The organism is Ferrimonas gelatinilytica (assembly GCF_039544205.1).
In the GTDB taxonomy this organism is placed as follows: Bacteria; Pseudomonadota; Gammaproteobacteria; order Enterobacterales; family Shewanellaceae; genus Ferrimonas; species Ferrimonas gelatinilytica.
The window spans coordinates 57,816-73,555 of record NZ_BAABLF010000011.1; the positions used below are offsets into that span (position 1 = coordinate 57,816).

General features: G+C 55.2%; 16 protein-coding genes and 1 pseudogene. 8 read left to right on the forward strand and 9 right to left on the reverse strand.

What is annotated here, in order from left to right:
- The first annotated feature begins 31 nt into the window (after nt 1-31).
- The 3 genes from groL (at nt 32) to ABD997_RS09420 (ending at nt 3,228) form a co-directional block, all read left to right on the forward strand.
- Complete coding sequence (gene groL, locus ABD997_RS09410) at nt 32-1,675, forward strand: chaperonin GroEL (protein ID WP_345316757.1); 1,644 nt, start codon at nt 32-34, stop codon at nt 1,673-1,675.
- 132 nt (nt 1,676-1,807) lie between these two features.
- Nucleotides 1,808-2,614 carry a DUF3800 domain-containing protein gene (locus tag ABD997_RS09415; protein WP_345316758.1) on the forward strand — a complete coding sequence of 269 codons (807 nt, stop codon included), beginning with the start codon at nt 1,808-1,810 and terminating at the stop codon, nt 2,612-2,614.
- A gap of 23 nt (nt 2,615-2,637) precedes the next feature.
- Nucleotides 2,638-3,228: a PDDEXK family nuclease gene (locus tag ABD997_RS09420; protein ID WP_345316759.1), complete on the forward strand. Its 591-nt coding sequence runs from the start codon at nt 2,638-2,640 to the stop codon at nt 3,226-3,228.
- A gap of 195 nt (nt 3,229-3,423) precedes the next feature.
- Here ABD997_RS09420 and ABD997_RS09425 read toward each other — a convergent pair whose 3' ends face one another.
- The 6 genes and pseudogenes from ABD997_RS09425 to ABD997_RS09445 all read right to left on the reverse strand — a co-directional run bounded on the left by ABD997_RS09425 (nt 3,424) and on the right by ABD997_RS09445 (nt 9,838).
- Nucleotides 3,424-4,344, reverse strand: a complete 921-nt coding sequence (locus ABD997_RS09425) for a ParB/Srx family N-terminal domain-containing protein (RefSeq protein WP_345316760.1) — start codon at nt 4,342-4,344, stop codon at nt 3,424-3,426.
- Nucleotides 4,341-4,907 carry a recombinase family protein gene (locus ABD997_RS09430; protein ID WP_345316761.1) on the reverse strand — a complete coding sequence of 189 codons (567 nt, stop codon included), beginning with the start codon at nt 4,905-4,907 and terminating at the stop codon, nt 4,341-4,343. The genes ABD997_RS09425 and ABD997_RS09430 overlap by 4 nt, the downstream gene beginning before the upstream one ends.
- Nucleotides 4,908-6,121: 1,214 nt before the next feature.
- The gene (locus tag ABD997_RS09435) at nt 6,122-7,159 is read right to left on the reverse strand and encodes a tyrosine-type recombinase/integrase (RefSeq protein WP_345316762.1); all 1,038 of its coding nucleotides are present in this window, start codon (nt 7,157-7,159) and stop codon (nt 6,122-6,124) included.
- Nucleotides 7,160-7,213: 54 nt separating this feature from the next.
- Nucleotides 7,214-7,393, reverse strand: a pseudogene (locus ABD997_RS15010) (DUF6538 domain-containing protein); the annotation flags it as partial.
- A 426-nt stretch (nt 7,394-7,819) separates the two neighbouring features.
- Nucleotides 7,820-8,821 carry a DUF1254 domain-containing protein gene (locus ABD997_RS09440; RefSeq protein ID WP_345316763.1) on the reverse strand — a complete coding sequence of 334 codons (1,002 nt, stop codon included), beginning with the start codon at nt 8,819-8,821 and terminating at the stop codon, nt 7,820-7,822.
- Between the two features lie 12 nt (nt 8,822-8,833).
- On the reverse strand, nt 8,834-9,838 hold the full coding sequence (locus tag ABD997_RS09445; protein ID WP_345316764.1) for a DUF1214 domain-containing protein: 1,005 nt from the start codon (nt 9,836-9,838) through the stop codon (nt 8,834-8,836).
- A gap of 361 nt (nt 9,839-10,199) precedes the next feature.
- Between ABD997_RS09445 and ABD997_RS09450 the strand changes: the two genes are divergently transcribed.
- Nucleotides 10,200-10,733, forward strand: coding sequence for a DUF3016 domain-containing protein (locus tag ABD997_RS09450; RefSeq protein WP_345316765.1), 534 nt, complete (start codon nt 10,200-10,202; stop codon nt 10,731-10,733).
- Nucleotides 10,734-10,779: 46 nt separating this feature from the next.
- Here ABD997_RS09450 and ABD997_RS09455 read toward each other — a convergent pair whose 3' ends face one another.
- On the reverse strand, nt 10,780-11,085 hold the full coding sequence (locus ABD997_RS09455) for a prephenate dehydrogenase (protein WP_345316766.1): 306 nt from the start codon (nt 11,083-11,085) through the stop codon (nt 10,780-10,782).
- A gap of 67 nt (nt 11,086-11,152) precedes the next feature.
- Here ABD997_RS09455 and ABD997_RS09460 point away from each other — a divergent pair, with 67 nt between their 5' ends.
- Nucleotides 11,153-12,007 carry a TraB/GumN family protein gene (locus tag ABD997_RS09460; protein ID WP_345316767.1) on the forward strand — a complete coding sequence of 285 codons (855 nt, stop codon included), beginning with the start codon at nt 11,153-11,155 and terminating at the stop codon, nt 12,005-12,007.
- A gap of 36 nt (nt 12,008-12,043) precedes the next feature.
- Here ABD997_RS09460 and ABD997_RS09465 read toward each other — a convergent pair whose 3' ends face one another.
- Both ABD997_RS09465 and epmB read right to left on the reverse strand, forming a co-directional pair.
- Complete coding sequence (locus tag ABD997_RS09465; protein ID WP_345316768.1) at nt 12,044-12,586, reverse strand: hypothetical protein; 543 nt, start codon at nt 12,584-12,586, stop codon at nt 12,044-12,046.
- Nucleotides 12,587-12,641: 55 nt separating this feature from the next.
- Nucleotides 12,642-13,673: an EF-P beta-lysylation protein EpmB gene (gene epmB / locus ABD997_RS09470; protein ID WP_345316769.1), complete on the reverse strand. Its 1,032-nt coding sequence runs from the start codon at nt 13,671-13,673 to the stop codon at nt 12,642-12,644.
- A gap of 42 nt (nt 13,674-13,715) precedes the next feature.
- On the opposite strand from epmB, the gene efp reads away from it, so the two are divergent.
- The 3 genes from efp (at nt 13,716) to ABD997_RS09485 (ending at nt 15,725) form a co-directional block, all read left to right on the forward strand.
- A complete protein-coding gene (gene efp / locus ABD997_RS09475) occupies nt 13,716-14,285 on the forward strand; it encodes an elongation factor P (RefSeq protein WP_345316770.1) in 570 nt (189 codons plus the stop codon).
- 108 nt (nt 14,286-14,393) lie between these two features.
- A complete protein-coding gene (epmA, locus tag ABD997_RS09480) occupies nt 14,394-15,371 on the forward strand; it encodes an elongation factor P--(R)-beta-lysine ligase (protein WP_345316771.1) in 978 nt (325 codons plus the stop codon).
- A gap of 39 nt (nt 15,372-15,410) precedes the next feature.
- Nucleotides 15,411-15,725: a hypothetical protein gene (locus tag ABD997_RS09485; protein WP_345316772.1), complete on the forward strand. Its 315-nt coding sequence runs from the start codon at nt 15,411-15,413 to the stop codon at nt 15,723-15,725.
- Nucleotides 15,726-15,740: the final 15 nt, after the last annotated feature.

Genomic DNA, 15,740 nt, shown 5'->3' on the forward strand with positions numbered 1-15,740 from the left:
TCTGTACTGCATTCTTTAGAAGGAACAAACAATGGCAGCTAAAGACGTAAAATTTGGTAACGACGCTCGCGTAAAAATGCTCAAGGGTGTGAACATCCTGGCGGATGCCGTGAAGGTGACACTGGGCCCGAAAGGTCGCAACGTCGTTCTGGATAAATCCTTCGGTGCCCCGACCATCACCAAAGATGGGGTTTCCGTGGCCAAGGAGATCGAACTGGAAGACAAGTTCGAGAACATGGGCGCCCAGATGGTCAAAGAGGTGGCTTCCAAGGCCAACGACGAAGCCGGTGACGGTACGACCACTGCGACCGTGCTGGCCCAGTCCATCGTCAATGAAGGCCTCAAGGCGGTTGCCGCTGGCATGAATCCGATGGACCTGAAGCGCGGCATCGATAAAGCCGTGATCGCTGCCGTCGAGGAGCTGAAGTCCCTGGCGGTTCCCTGTGCCGATTCCAAGGCGATTGCCCAGGTAGGGACCATCTCTGCCAACTCCGACACCTCCATCGGTGAGATCATCGCCACCGCGATGGAGAAAGTGGGTCAGGAGGGTGTGATCACCGTCGAGGAAGGTCAGGCCCTGGAGAACGAGCTGGACGTGGTTGAAGGGATGCAGTTCGACCGCGGTTACCTCTCTCCCTACTTCATCAACAATGCCGAAAATGGCACTGTCGAGCTGGACTCCCCCTTCATCCTGCTGGTGGATAAGAAGGTGTCCAACATCCGCGAACTGCTGCCGATCCTGGAAGGCCTGACCAAAGCGGGCAAACCCCTGCTGATCGTGGCTGAGGACGTGGAAGGCGAAGCCCTGGCGACTCTGGTTGTGAACAACATGCGCGGCATCGTTAAAGTGGCTGCCGTTAAGGCCCCGGGCTTCGGCGACCGTCGTAAGGCGATGCTGCAGGATATCGCCATCCTGACCGGCGGCACCGTGATCTCTGAGGAGATCGGCCTGGAGCTGGAGAAAGCCACCCTGGAAGATCTGGGTAGCGCCAAGCGCGTGGTGATCACCAAAGACAACACCACCATCATCGACGGTATCGGTGAAGAGGAGCAGATCAAAGGCCGCGTGGCCCAGATCAAACAGCAGATTGAAGAGTCCAGCTCCGACTACGACAAAGAGAAGCTGCAGGAGCGCATGGCCAAGCTGGCCGGCGGTGTTGCTGTGATCAAGGTGGGTGCTGCCACCGAAGTCGAGATGAAAGAGAAGAAAGCCCGGGTTGAAGATGCCCTGCACGCGACCCGTGCTGCGGTGGAAGAGGGCGTTGTGGCCGGCGGTGGTACCGCCCTGGTTCGTGTCGCTGCCAAGATCGCTGATCTGACCGGTGACAACGAAGACCAGAACGTGGGCATCAAGCTGGCCCTGCGTGCGATGGAATCGCCCCTGCGCCAGATCGCCTACAACGCCGGCGTTGAGTCCTCCGTGATCGCCAACCAGGTTCGTGACGGCTCCGGTAACTTCGGTTACAACGCCGGCAACGGCCAGTTCGGTGACATGCTGGAGATGGGTATCCTGGATCCGACCAAGGTGACCCGTTCTGCCCTGCAGTTCGCCGCTTCCGTGGCTGGCCTGATGATCACCACCGAAGCCATGGTGACCGATCTGCCGAAGGACGAAGCTGCTGCTCCTGACATGGGTGGCATGGGCGGCATGGGTGGCATGGGCGGCATGATGTAATTTGTGCCCCATGTTCATAGCCCTTAAAAATCAAAGCTTTAACTGAGGGCTCTGGACACCTTTCTGGACAGCCGACTGGACTAACATCTGGTCGGCTGTTTTGTTAATGACTAGTGGAGCAAAGGAAGGCGTATGTCAGAAGTCATTGCTTATGCTGACGAGAGTGGAGTAACTGCAGGTAGCGCTTGCTATACCATCGGAGTATTAAATGTCCCATCTGCGTACTTGGACACCTTTGAAACGAATGTTGCTGAGATTCTTGAGCGGAATGGAATTCGGGGTGAAGCCAAGTGGCAGAAGGTCCGGAAAAGCGCAGGGCAAGTTAATGCATGTATCGAACTACTGAAACTGGTCCTTAGCGGTCCTTGCTCATTTCACTGTATCGCGGTTGAAAAATCGAAGTTCAGGAGGTGGCAAACAGATGAGGAGACCGCTTTCTTTATGACTTACAACTTTCTGCTTTCGAATAGTTGTAGGGGGCCAGCGGCCAAAGTGGATGTAAAGATGGACCAGAAGAGTACGAGCTATGCGAAACAAGATGAGGTCGTCCATATCATCACTAATCATATGTTGGCGAAGATTCGATCAGTATCTTCAGTTAACACCCTAGAGATGGTGGATTCTAAAGATCACCTCCCTCTTCAAGTGGTTGATATGCTCACGGGTGCGGTTAACTGTGGTTATTTGCAGTATCTCGACCCATCGGCACCAATGGCCCCTGCAAAAAGGTTGGCATGCAAGCGAATGGCTGCCTTGCTCGGCTTCACTGATATGGCAAGCGATACGTATCCTAACGATGATTTCAACATCTGGCACTTCCCTGTTGAAACAAGAGCTAAGCCAAGAACGGAGGAGGTGACCCCCAAAATGTCAGTTTCAACCGTATCTCGGTCTCAATATGACGCCTTTGTTGAAAAGGCCAAGTCGCCGGCTACCTAACCAGCTAGCAACCAGGGGAGTTAATGAGTAAAGAACTGAGAAATATTGAAGCCATCCCTACCAAAGTGGGTGGCACCACTTATCGGTCAAGAACAGAGGCTCGGTGGGCTGTACTCTTCACTGAGATGGGGGTGCGATTCGACTACGAGCCTGAGTACATTGAATTGTCTAGCGGAGAGAGGTACTTACCGGACTTCTACCTACATGACTTCAATGCATACTTGGAGGTAAAGCCCGATAACACTGAAGTGATAACTGCCGAGTGCCGCAAAGCAAGAGTTTTGGGCCAAGAGCTTAAAGATCAACGGCGGAGCGTGTGGTTGGCCTTGGGTCCCCCGTCAGAAGAGTTTGCCAATATTATCATCTTGTCCGAGTGGAACTTAGAGGACGACATCGAGGTAATCCTCGGGTCCTACGTTAACCGCTATCAAATTCAAGAGGATAGAAGGGACGAAAAAGTCTACTGGTTGCTGTGTGAAGACGAAGTTGGGGAAGGATTTCGGCGTGCCTATATGGTCGGCGGACCAGGAGATAGCACTGATCATGACCGTCTCCCCATGATTATTCGAACGGTGAAACGAGCCTATGATTTGGCATCAAAACCTTTTGGCTGATCTTGAGTGTTGGACTCAACAGGGGAACTCGTAGACTCGCCGATAGTTTCTTTCCTCTATGGTCAGGGTTTATTCGTGAGCTTTGACAAATAAGGTGTGTACACCTGAAGTTACCCGTACACGAGTGTACACCCTGCCACTTCCATGTAGCTCCACAGGTGCCGGTTGTTTACTTCAGGGGGGGCACACCGTAATTTAGAAGTCGTCCAGGCCTTCCAGGGCAAGCTCTTGGTCGGGAGCGTCACTACCTGATACGTTCCCCTCTTCAGCGAGCCAGGAGTCTCTCTTGGAAACACTAATTCCCAGACCTGTACCAGCTACTGCTCTTCGTAGAGCTTCGCGGAACAAGTCTGCACCGTAATAGTCGACCATCTTTGCGACATTGCGCTGAATGATATCTCTTTGTTTACGCTCCAACTCATCGTCAGAAAGGTCGGAAAACTGAAGGCCCAGCACCGCATTGGATAGTGGGCGGACTTTCGGAAAGCCTTGTGAATCAAACATTGATGGAGTAGCCATTTCGAGGCCATCAGACAGCGCCTCTACGGTCCCTTCTACATCTTCTTTGCCAACAGCGGGAAACATAGCCAGCGCCTCCCCACAAGCCAGCAGGGCTCTTCTAGCGTGCGCTGCTTGCCCTTGGCTGCACGTTAGTAGTTTCTTGAGCTGGGACACCGAAAACTTGAATTGGCGGTCGAGGATTAAAGCACGGAACTTACTTTGAAAGACCTCTTCATGGGTTACCCCCACCCCATGGTTTTGATTGACGTATTGTGCCCGCATGAAAGCTTGAAGGTAGGTCTTACTTGGGTGCACTTCAGCTTGGAGAGTGATGGGAGCTTCCGGGTTTTCGTTGTTCCAGTTTAACGCTGCCTGTGTCCTGTGGAACCCGTCTACAACATAGAGCTTGCCGCCAACTTCGAAGACCTCGATAGGTTGCCGTATCCCATGGCCATTGCGGATGTCCTCAAGCAGCTCCTTGTCCTGTTTGGCTTGTTTAACCTCTTGTGCCTGCCTGTCCCGCTTGTTGTTAATGAGGCTGGTATCCCGAGCTTGCATCTTGGGGTCGAGAGTCACCACTGAAGGGGAAATGTCTTTAATGATTGGTTTACTCACTGGGCAGCCTCCGCACTAGCGAGCACACGTTGAACTGTGGAGAGTGACACTCCCACTTCAGTCGCTACCTTGCGAAGAGATACCCCCTCAGAGCGTAACTGGCGAATCCGTTGGTGTTTCTCGAGGTTGGCGGTGCCGCCCTTGTACCTTCCTTCAGCTTTGGCCTTGGCAATGCCTTCCCTTCTTCGTTCCTGAATCATGGCCAATTCGAATTGGGCAACCGCTCCGAGCATTTGAAGCATCAATTTGGACATTGGGCTGGAATCGCCAGCAGCAAAGGTCAGCGACTCCTTGTGAAACTGGACAGTAACTCCAGCATCGTTCCATTCATTAACCAGCGAAGATAGGTCATCAAGGTTTCGTGCAAGGCGATCGATGCTGTGGATGTGAATGGTATCGCCTTCCCTGACGTATTCCTTCATCTGCTCCAAGGCAGGGCGATTGGTGGTGCCACCGCTGCATTTATCAGTGAAAGTCTTCTCGAATGAGATACCCGACTCTGATAGTTGGCGGGCTGTATTTTGATCTGCTGTAGAGACCCTAAGGTAGGCAACATTGGCCATTGGTGTACCCATCTGGTTTTTAGAGCTTGGAAAGCTACTGTACCGATTGACCTAAAGCAACTTAGATGGGTACGCATTGGAAGGAAGTGTGACCGCAGTCAACAGGGTATAGCGATAGGTACAAGCTTTGAACTTTAAGCATTGAGATAAAGGTGGACTGCATAATTTGATGCCTACCTTTTTGCTTGTATCCTAGGCGGTATGATGTGCAGTGCTTTAACAGCCAAAGGTAGCCATGTAAAAAATGTCTCCAGAAAAGCTGAAGTTAAACTACGAGATCGTGATGCCAAAGTTAATTTTTATTAAATGTTCGTTGCTATTGATATTCATTAGTCCACTTGCCTTATCTCATTCAGGAGGGTTGGATGCAAATGGTTGCCATGGAGGAAGCCGGCCATACCACTGCCACCGCTCTCCTGGCGAAATGATTAAAAGTTCATCAGGGACCAACCGATTAAGATGTAGTTCCGGAAGTCGCTCCCAAGACTGCATAGATACCTCATCAAGGTCTTCATCAGGTTTCTCGTCTGGGTCTTCATCAAGAGTTTCATCGGGAACTGTACGCTCAAGTGAAGGTGTTGCCATCCAACCTGGCTCTCAACCCATCAAGATGGAGGGCTTAAGTCAGTCAAACCAAGATTGGGTTAGGAGGTCATGCCCTAGTAGTCTGGGACCATCGCTCACTAAGTCATGCATGAACAGGGAAATAAGAGCCTTGCAAAGTGGGGTTGAAAGCACGGAGGGCTTAAGTCAGTCAAACCAAGATTGGATTAGAAGGTCGTGCCCTAAAAGCTTGGGACCATCACTCACGATCTCATGCATGAACAGAGAGATTAGAGCCTTGAGAAAAGGTGTTGCAAGCATGGAAGACTTAAGTAAGTCAAACCAAGATTGGGTCAGACGGTCATGTCCTGGTAGCTTGGGACCATCGCTCACTGCCTCTTGCATGAACAGAGCAATAACAGCCTTGAAAAACGGGGTCGCAAGTATGGAGGGCTTGAGTCAATCCAACCAAGACTGGATTAGACGGTCTTGCCCAACTAGCCTAGGACCATCGTTAACTATCTCATGCATGAACAGAGAGATAAGAGCGTTAAGAGGTTATTAAAAGTTATTGTTTCCAAGACGGTCTTTTAGACTTCGGATGGTTAAACGCCCCCCCCTCGGGGGGATTAAGCGTTCCCTCAATCGATGATTGCTACCTTCGATTTTCTCTAAGAATATTCCTTGAGGAACGGTACTGCTTTATCTAAGGCTTCTTTTAGCATTGCCATACGGTAACCTTTTGAGTAGTACCCGTAGGTCATTGTTGTTCCTCTTGCATGTCCCAACAATGCTGCTGCGACGTGCTCTTCAACACCACCTCGCTGCAAAGACGTAGAGAACATAACCCTAAAGGAGTGGAAACATTGGGCTGGGTCTGTACTGATGTTGGCAACCTTGAATCGACTGAATTCCCGACTGGCGTACTTACCATTAATACCTAGAAGGGGCTCAACTGGTGCTCTTCCTGAAGCCATGGTTTGCAACTTGGCGATGAGGTGGTCAGCGATGGGGATGCGGCGTGTTGCGGCAGAAGTCTTTCCTGCCCTAATCTGGATGGCCACAACGCCATCTTCTTCGAACAGGTCACCTACTGTAAGCTTGCCAAGCTCAGATATACGGCAGCCTGTATAAATTCCTAACTCGATTAGCAACTGCATTGTGTGGGACAAGCTGACGGCATTTTCCCTAATTTTCTGCACTTGCTCCGGTGTGAATGGCTGTTTCTGTTCCTTGTCTTTATTTCCCTTAGTTTCATGGCCATCGAATGGGCACTCCCCCTCGGCCTCCCCTAAAGAGCAAGCGTACTTCCAGACAGACCTAATCCTGGAGATGAAGCCGAATACGCTGGTTGAAGCGTACTGCTTTCCAAGGTACTCCACGTAGTCATGGACCTGTCGTTTGCGAATGTCCTGTAGCTGGATGTCTTGCAGGTGAAGCCATGACAAGTACTTGTCCACGGCTTGCTTGGTCTTGGTGATGGTGTCCTTAGACTTGGTTCTTTCGTTTTTGGTAAGCCAAAGCCGTAAAGCATCCTTCAAGGTGCACCCGTAATTGTTCGACTGTTTGCCGTGGACGGCTTGGTCAAAGGCTTCCCAAGCCAAAGAGTCTTCATACTCTTTGACCAGATGAGGAGCGAGTTCATTGGGACTCAACCCATGTTCGATAGCACCCTCAGGGACACCACAGCGAGAAAACTCCTCTACCAATTGGTTGAATCGATGCCTATGAGGGCAGGTTACAGCTTCACTTTGCTCAGCAAGCCTACCGTTAAGAATGTCCCGCTTCGCTCGGGCCTCTCGTACATCACCCGTGAAAAGGCTCTGTGATATGGTGCTCTTACCATCATGCAGGTGCCTAGCGTTCATCGGAATGTTGCGGTGGTACCACCATACGTTTCCACGCAGCTTCAAGTGGCGATTTGGATTCTGCTTACTCGGCATTGGACAGTGTTCTGGGCAAGTTTCTGGACATCATTCTGGCCTAAAACGCTTATATGGCGCTGTGTTGCGGCTCACAGTCCAAAAGGGGCGGCATGATGTAATCGCCGCTTGTTGAGAGCCCTCTTAATCCTCAAGTGGTTAAGCAGGGGCTCTGGACACCTTTCTGGGCAGCCGACTGGACTAACCTCCGGTCGGCTGTTTTGTTATCTGAGCGGAGACGGACCTGTCTGCTGCCTGTGAGCAGATTACATTTTTCACCGGAACCTGCGCCTGCTCCGACCTGTCACAGATAGCCGTTTTGGGCTGTGCATCAGCACCCTTATCTTTGCTGAGAAAATGATCGAGCCTCGATACGGCTGCCGCACCCTCGCGCTGCTTATTTTTCTGTAGCTCGCGCCATCCTTAAACCCAGGAATCGATCGAGCATCAGTCAGTCTTGACGAGCTTCGGGAACCTCCAGTTGCCGCTCTGTATCTCCTCGCGCGGTTGATACATCCGAACCGCATAATTCCACCCGGGTGTAATTGGAATGCAGTTGATGCGGCCATCGCCACAGCCGCCGAAGTGGATGGTGATAGAACCATCTTGATCCGGGTCTGCGGTGATGTTGTTGTAGCTGTTTACGTTCAAGTTGTTCGCTTCTAGATAGCCATCCGCATTGTAAACGGTGACGGACCAGAAGGCGTCGACGGGCACCTCTTTTGCCGTCACCTTGTAAGGCGTTTCGCCGTCATTATCTGGCACACTGTCCACCACATACATTGCAGCGCTTTGCGGTAAGCCTCCCCACCCAGCCGCGGCACCAATCAGGTAGGAGGTGGCCTCAATCTCATCTTTGCGCCCAAAGGCTCTCGAGGCTTCAAACCCAAGCGCAGCAGCGAAATCGTTGAGGGCTTTTCGGCCGACTGCAAGCGCTTCTTCGTCCCAGTCCGGTGCGGTGAAGGGGCCTTCCCCGCCACCCTCAACTTTGATCTGGTCCTGAGCTTCATGGGCTTTCCTGAGGTCATCGGGATCCTTTGGGTCAGCAAAGGTACGGATGGTGACAAGCGCGAACCGCGTGCCGACATTTGCTTCCGTCAGGTCATAACTGCCTGGTTGAGTTTCGACGAACATGAAGTGGTCCTGGTTAACCACGTGCATGGACTGGTATCGCCCCTCTACCTCCGGAAGCGTCAGTTTCACCGGTTCCGACAAGTCCAGTACCACACCCGAATAGAGCGTGTCCTGATTCATGCGAATCACGGGTTGATTATCAGGCGTTGTGGGCTGACGAATATGACGAACCTCGCCAACGGCGATGCCGAATGCTGCTAAGTTGGCCCGGAACATCGTGTCGGACTCAGCCCGTACGAAGTTGTTCACGTTCACCTCTTCGGCAACGGACACCAGGGGAATCAGCAGTGCAGGGACAAGCACTCTTTGCCACATAACTCTCTCCGATTAATTGACGCTGACGGCTTCAGGAAAAGTCCAACTGCCATCAAGAACCGCTTCGTTTGGGCGGTACATTCGAACCGTATAGTTCCAGCCTTCCTCAATTGGCAGGCAATTCACGCGGTCATCCTCGCAGCCGCCAAGATGAATGGTCATCGTTCCATCGTCATTACGAATGCCTGTCACACTGTTAATGTTGTAGGCATCACGCTGGTTAGGCTGGAAAAACCCCTGGGCGTTGTACAGGCTGAGTGACCAGAAGGCATCGACTGGAACCTCGGCGGGCACCTCGATCTTGTAGGTGGTCGGCGGCAGGTCCGGATCGACATTCAGGTAAAATGCCTCAGTTTCGGGAAGGCCACCCCAGCCTGCGGCAGTCCCGATGAAGTGTTTAACGCCGGAGACCTCCTCCTTCGGGCCAAACATGTGGAAGCTGTTTGCCACGAAAGGCCCGAGCCGGAGGATAGTCTCAATCAATGCTTTAAAGCTCTCTTCGTCATAGTCTGGAACGATGAAAGGTTGAGACGACGATGCTTCGATGATCATCGCGTCCTGGATCGCATTGACGGCCGCCACATCCGCAGGGTCGGAAGCGTCGACCAAAATCCGCATTAGGACGATGACATAGGGAGTGTCGAAGGTTTCAATATCGAGCGTATAGGCTCCGCCACCGGAGAGGATCTTATTGATGTAGTGGTCTTGATTGACGATCATCGCACTCATGTATCTCTCGCCGACGTCGGGCAGCGTCAGTGTCGCCCCTTCGCGGATATCGACCACCACCGAACTGTATAGAGTGTCTCGATTCATGCGGATCGTTGGCTGGTTATCAACCGGTGTCGGCTCGCGGAAATGGAAGAAGCGATTTACGCCACCCGCCAAAGCCACATACTTCTGAAGCTCAAAATCCGTTGCTGCGCGCACGAAATTATCGACAGTGACCGGGACTTCGCGATCTTCATCTAATGCGTCTGAGGTATCGTTCGTCGCTTCAAGTGTCTGGGCATTCACCTGGGCCAATATCCCGAACAAAAGTGCTAAGCATGATCTAAAGGCTCTCAACCATCTTGGGACCATCTTCATCCTCCTCGAATTTTAAACTCTGGCTCGAAAGTCTAGATGGACTACCCCCATCTTGGGGTGCTTATTTATCTTCAGGTGTTGGTTCCTGGAAGGATGTTGTGGTGGCAGCACCAGAGATATCTGTCTGGCCTTCACCTGGCGGTTAGGGTTCTGGATATCGAACCGTGCTTTGGCAAGTTGAACGGTATTTGAACGGTGGCTCTCTATTTACGATTAAATTTGAATCTTTTGCGTTAGGCTACTTCTAACAGAGAGTACGGCAGTTATCGTCATTAAAGAGGAGTCGTCGATGAAGCAACTGATTTGGCTGTTCAGCCTGGTTTTTTGTGCCGGTGTCGCTGCACAGGAGGCACCAGAGTGGCCCACCCAAGATGGGGTGGTGACGGTGATCTGGCAGCAGCCCGAGGAGTATGCCGATGTGCGTACCGGCTCCGGGCTTCAATCCCGTTACCAAAACCATGTGTTTGCCACCCTGGGGAAAGAGCTGCAGAAATCGGTAACACCTCTGTTGCAGGAGGGTCAGCAGGCCAGGTTCGTGGTAACGGATCTGGATCTGGCCGGGGATGTCCGTCCCTCATTCGGTGCGGCCAGCAGCGACATCCGCATCGTGAAAAGCATCTATCCGCCGCGGATCAAGTTCAGCTACAGCATTGTCGGGCCCGATGGTCAGGTGGTGGCACTGGGTGAGGAAGATCTGCGGGACATGGGTTTCGACAGCCGTCCGGCTACCCGTCATCAGAACGAGGCGTTACGCTACGAAATCCGTATGCTGGATGAGTGGGTTAGACGCCACCTAGCAAAAACGCTCGATGCCGAGGGTTGATAAAAGCGAACCCAAGAACCGCCCATGAGGGCGGTTTTTTGTTGGCTTACTTCAGCTTCTGACGCAGTTGGTTCAGGGTCGTGAGCAGCAGCTCAAGCTGCTTGACCATCTTTGGCAGAGCCTCGGGATCCGGTTGCTGCTCGAAGGCTTGCAGCCGTTCCGCCAGTTCCTGGACATAGGGGGTAAAGCGGTTGGCACGACTTTGGAAGCCGGCGTCATCACGGAAGATGGTGGCAAATTTGCCCTGGCCTTCGCTCTGCAACTGCTCCAGCAGGCTATCCGCGTCCACCGCCTGACGGTAGGCGGTTTGCAAGCTGCTGCGATACTGTTCAATGATGGTGTCGAAAGACATGATATTTCCCCCTAACAAGGGGCGCAATTATAGGTAGCGGCCGGCCACGGCTCAACAGGAGAGGCAAATGAGACAGCGGAATGTTTGGCTGATAGCGGGGCTCTGGGCCCTGCTGACCGCGGGGGTAGCGGCGGCGCCGGAGGATCGGCCCCCCTTTTTCAAGCTCAGTTACCAGGGCAATCACGCCTGGCTTTTGGGCTCCATCCATGTTGGCCGGGCGGACTTCTATCCCATGGCCGAGCCTATCGAGGCCGCGATGTCCAAGGCCGAGGTGTTGGTGCTGGAGGCGGATCCCAATGATCCGGAGGCTACCGCGCTGGTGATGCAGAACATGCTGGCGACATCGCCGCTGCCGGCGGACCTGGCAGAGCGGTTGGAGAGCTTCTGCCAGCGCCATCGTCTGCAGTGCGACCCCCGCCTTCGTCCCTGGCTGTTGGGCTCGCAGATCGCCATCGGGATGATGGGACAGGCGGGTTACCTGCCGCAATACGGAGTGGAGCAGCAGCTGCTTAAGCGCTTCGCCGGCCGGCCATTGGTGGAGCTGGAGGGGATGGCTTACCAGCTGGAGGTGTTCAACAGCTTCAGCGACAAGGCCGCCCAGGCGATGCTGCGGGCGGCAGTGGAAACGTCGGACTTTGACGACATTGAGGCTCTGATCGGGGCCTGGCGTCAGGGTGATCAGCAGACATTGGCGGCGCAGATGTCCGAAGGACTCAGTGCCGACCCGGAACTCTTCGACAAACTGATGTTGAAGCGCAACTCGGCGATGAGCACGCGTCTGGTGGAACTGCTGGCAAAACAGGACAGGCTCTTCGTCGCGGTGGGCGCAGGCCATCTGGTGGGAGAGGGGGCCATTCCGGAGGCGCTGGCCGAAGCCGGCGTCTCGGTGACCGATTGCTGGCAGGCGGACTGCGGACTGTAGTGGTCAGCGGGGTTATCCCGCTGACCTGATACCGGGTCAGGAGGTCACTGCAGTGCTGTCCTGGCACAGCCAGTCGAGAACCTGCTGCGCCGCCAGGTCGGCCTGGGCTGCATCATAGCCAGGGGCGCGGGGGGTCAGGGTGACGGCATCGGTCTGTTTCAGGGTGCAGGATTGAGTGGGCTCCATAGCGATCTTCGAGTTCGAGAGCCACAGGGTCGGGCAGGCGGCTGGAGCCGGGACGGTCTGGCCAAACCCCAGGGCGGCCCGTGCGACGCGACGCCCGGTGTCGGGTTCCGTAAGCAGGGGCGCGGTGGCGTCCGCCCCGGCCCCCAGAGCCAGAATAAACAGCGGCGCCGGCGCCGTAAGAAGCAGGCTGCGCACCTTGTCCTGGTAGACGGCAGCCGAGCAGCGCCGGTCAAAGTACGCCCGGGCGTCGGCTTCCTGATCGAAGGCGAAGCGCTGGCCACTGTAGGGATCCAGCACCATCAAGTGTTCGAAGTGGACCTTAAGGCGATCCAGCAGGGGGTCCAAAGTGGCGTGTTGGCCCCAGGTATCGGTCACGAACAGGAGGGTGGCCATGGCAATCCTTGTGCGGTAATTCAGTCCGGCGGATATGCTAGCGTGCCACCGGGGTTCATACCAGCCTGAGGTCGATGGGGGTTTTACTGCGCTCGCCGGCGATCTCCCGTACCAGCCTGGGTACCAGGAAACCGGGCAGTGTGGTCAGCAGCTGCGCCATCAGGGCTCGGGCATCCTCATCACTGACCTCGAAATGGGCCGCGCCCTGGACCTTGTCCAGCTGGTGCAGGTAGTAGGGCAGTATCCCCGCCGAAAAGAGGCGCTCGGACAGCTCCGCCAGGATAGGCCCCTCGTCGTTGATCCCCTTGAGCAGCACACTCTGGTTCAGCAGGGTCACGCCGGCTTGCTTGAGCCGGGTCATCGTCGCCGCAACTGCGTCGTCAATCTCATTCGGGTGGTTGATGTGCAGCACCATCACCACGGGCCAGGGCGCCTCAGACAGCAGCGTGACCAGGGCATCGGTGATGCGGCTGGGGATCACTACCGGCAGGCGGGTGTGGATCCTTACCCGCTTGAGGTGGCGCGCGGCCTTGAGTTGCTCAAACAGTCTCGACAGGTGGTCATCCCGGGCCATCAGCGGGTCACCGCCGGAGAGCAGCAGTTCATTGATCCGGGCGTCGGCGTTGAGATGCGCGATCGCCGCGTCGATCTCCGCCTGTCCCACTTTGGCTTCCTGATAGGGAAAGTGGCGACGGAAACAGTAGCGGCAGTTGACCGCACAGCCGCCGCGCAGCATCAGCAGTACCCGGCTTTGGTACTTGTGCAACAGGCCTTTGGGGCCTGGGCTGCCATCCTGTTGCTCCGCCAAGGGATCCGGCCCAAAGCCCGTCTGCTCGATGAACTCGGCCCCCAGCGGCAGCACCTGTTTGAGCAGCGGATCCTCGGGATCCCCCGCAACCATTCGCTGAGCGAAGGGCCGAGGGACCAGCATGGGAAACAGCCGCCGGGCGGCGATCGCTTCGGCGAACTCGGCAGGATCATGGCCCAGATCGCGCAGCAGTTGCTGCGGCTCACGGTAGGCGGCCCCAAGCTCTTGCTGCCAAAGGCGGTCGCAGCCGTGCACAGGGTCGGGATTTCGGGTTATCATTGGACGGTTATTTTCAACTAAAGACAGCTGGAAGAGAGAAGAATGGCTTCTTATTCTACGAACGAGTTCAAAGCCGGCCTTAAGATAATGCTGGACGGTGAGCCGTGCAACATCATCGAGAACGAATTGTTCAAGCCGGGTAAAGGCCAGGCCATCAACCGCGTTAAGATCAAGAAACTGATCAGCGGCAAGACACTGGAAAAGACGTTTAAGTCCGGTGAAACCGTGGAAGGTGCGGATGTGATGGACCATGAACTGGCTTACCTCTACAACGACGGTGAGTTCTGGCACTTCATGAACAACGACACTTTCGAGCAGGTTGCCGCCGACAAGAAAGCGCTCGGTGACGCGGAGAAGTGGCTGGTGGAGCAGGATGTCTGCACCATCACCATCTGGGATGGCAACCCCATCACAGTGACGCCGCCGAACTTCGTGGAACTGGAAGTGACGGATACCGACCCCGGCCTCAAGGGTGATACCCAGGGCACCGGCGGTAAGCCAGCCACTCTGAGCACCGGCGCCGTGGTTCGTGTTCCCCTGTTCATCTCCATCGGCGAGGTGGTGAAGGTGGATACCCGTACCGGCGAGTACGTTGAGCGGGTGCGCAAGTAATCTGCGGCCAACCGGCAAGACAGAGAGTGGGCTTTGGCCCGCTCTTTTTGTTGGTACCCTATATTCGCTGTGCCCCGAGTCGGCCAGCGTCGAACCGGAGTCATTGTGATGTCTGAATCCGCCTCTTGGCGCCCCACCACCAGCCGGGCGCAGCTGCAGCAACGGGCCAAGGTGATCGCCACCCTGCGCCAGTTCTTTGCCGAACGGGAAGTGCTCGAGGTGGATACCCCGGCCCTGTCCCAGGCGGCCGTCAGCGATATCCATCTGGACAGCTTCGAGACTCGGTTTGTCGGGCCCGGGGCGGCTCAGGGCCTGCCGCTTTATCTGATGACCTCGCCGGAATTTCACATGAAGCGCCTGCTTTGTGCCGGATCCGGTTGCATCTACCAGATCAACAAGAGCTTTCGTAACGAGGAGAGCGGTCGTTACCATAACCCCGAATTCACCATGCTGGAGTGGTACCGGGTGGGGTTTGATCACCATGACCTGATGGCGGAGATGGCCGACCTGCTCAAGGCAACCCTGGGTTGTGGTGAGCCGGAGAAGATCACCTATTCAGAGGCATTTGGACGGGTGCTGGGTTGCGACCCTCTCACAGCCACCGTCGCCGAACTGCAGGCTCTGTGTCGCCAACATAACCTGCAGGACGTCGGTGACCAGGAAACCGAACTGGCGCCCTTACAGCAGCTGCTGTTCTCCATGGTGGTGGAGCCCAAGATCGGACAGCAGGTGCCCTGCATGGTTCACGCTTTCCCCGCTAACCAGGCGGCGCTGGCACGGATCAACCGGGATGACCCCCGCACGGCCGATCGCTTTGAGGTCTATTTTCATGGCATTGAGCTGGCCAACGGCTTCTACGAGTTGGCGGACCCTGGGGAACAGTTGCGCCGTTTCGAAGCGGACAACCGTGAGCGGAGTCGGATGGGCTTGCCTGTCCGCCCCATCGATCACCACCTTATCGCCGCCCTGGCCCAGGGGCTACCGGATTGTGCCGGCGTTGCACTTGGGGTGGATCGCCTGATCATGCTGGCCACAGGTTTGAAACATATTGAAAATGTGATCGCCTTCCCAGTCGGGCGCGCTTAAGTTAGACTCTCGCCGATTCAAACAAAAGGATGAGGTTTGATGGCGAAGCGAATCGGAGGCTCGGCGATCCGGATCCCAGCGGGATTGATGGCGGTTTGGCTGCTGGCGTTGGCGCTGGCGGCACCGATCCATGAGCTTTCCCATGGCAGTGTCGATCATGATGCGGCCGCCATTGAGCAGTGCGATTTCTTTGTCCACCAGCATCAGCTGGCCCACGCCCTGGTTCCTGTTTCCCCCTCGTCACCCCTACACAGCTGCGCCCCGGAGCAATCCGTTGCGGCCATCGTCGTCACCATTCACCAAGCGGTGTCGCTGTATCTTGCCAGGGCGCCCCCGATGTTCACCCCAACTTGACCCGAAACCGTCCCT

Bases quoted from the DNA above. Each gene is read 5' to 3' on its own strand.
- ABD997_RS09450 (WP_345316765.1), top strand. From the start codon at position 10,200: ATGAAGCAACTGATTTGGCTGTTCAGCCTGGTTTTTTGTGCCGGTGTC.
- groL (WP_345316757.1), top strand. From the start codon at position 32: ATGGCAGCTAAAGACGTAAAATTTGGTAACGACGCTCGCGTAAAAATG.
- epmA (WP_345316771.1), top strand. From the start codon at position 14,394: ATGTCTGAATCCGCCTCTTGGCGCCCCACCACCAGCCGGGCGCAGCTG.
- epmB (WP_345316769.1), bottom strand. From the start codon at position 13,673: ATGATAACCCGAAATCCCGACCCTGTGCACGGCTGCGACCGCCTTTGG.
- ABD997_RS09420 (WP_345316759.1), top strand. From the start codon at position 2,638: ATGAGTAAAGAACTGAGAAATATTGAAGCCATCCCTACCAAAGTGGGT.
- ABD997_RS09455 (WP_345316766.1), bottom strand. From the start codon at position 11,085: ATGTCTTTCGACACCATCATTGAACAGTATCGCAGCAGCTTGCAAACC.
- ABD997_RS09440 (WP_345316763.1), bottom strand. From the start codon at position 8,821: ATGTGGCAAAGAGTGCTTGTCCCTGCACTGCTGATTCCCCTGGTGTCC.
- ABD997_RS09430 (WP_345316761.1), bottom strand. From the start codon at position 4,907: ATGGCCAATGTTGCCTACCTTAGGGTCTCTACAGCAGATCAAAATACA.
- ABD997_RS09465 (WP_345316768.1), bottom strand. From the start codon at position 12,586: ATGGCCACCCTCCTGTTCGTGACCGATACCTGGGGCCAACACGCCACT.
- efp (WP_345316770.1), top strand. From the start codon at position 13,716: ATGGCTTCTTATTCTACGAACGAGTTCAAAGCCGGCCTTAAGATAATG.
- ABD997_RS09460 (WP_345316767.1), top strand. From the start codon at position 11,153: ATGAGACAGCGGAATGTTTGGCTGATAGCGGGGCTCTGGGCCCTGCTG.
- ABD997_RS09485 (WP_345316772.1), top strand. From the start codon at position 15,411: ATGGCGAAGCGAATCGGAGGCTCGGCGATCCGGATCCCAGCGGGATTG.
- ABD997_RS09415 (WP_345316758.1), top strand. From the start codon at position 1,808: ATGTCAGAAGTCATTGCTTATGCTGACGAGAGTGGAGTAACTGCAGGT.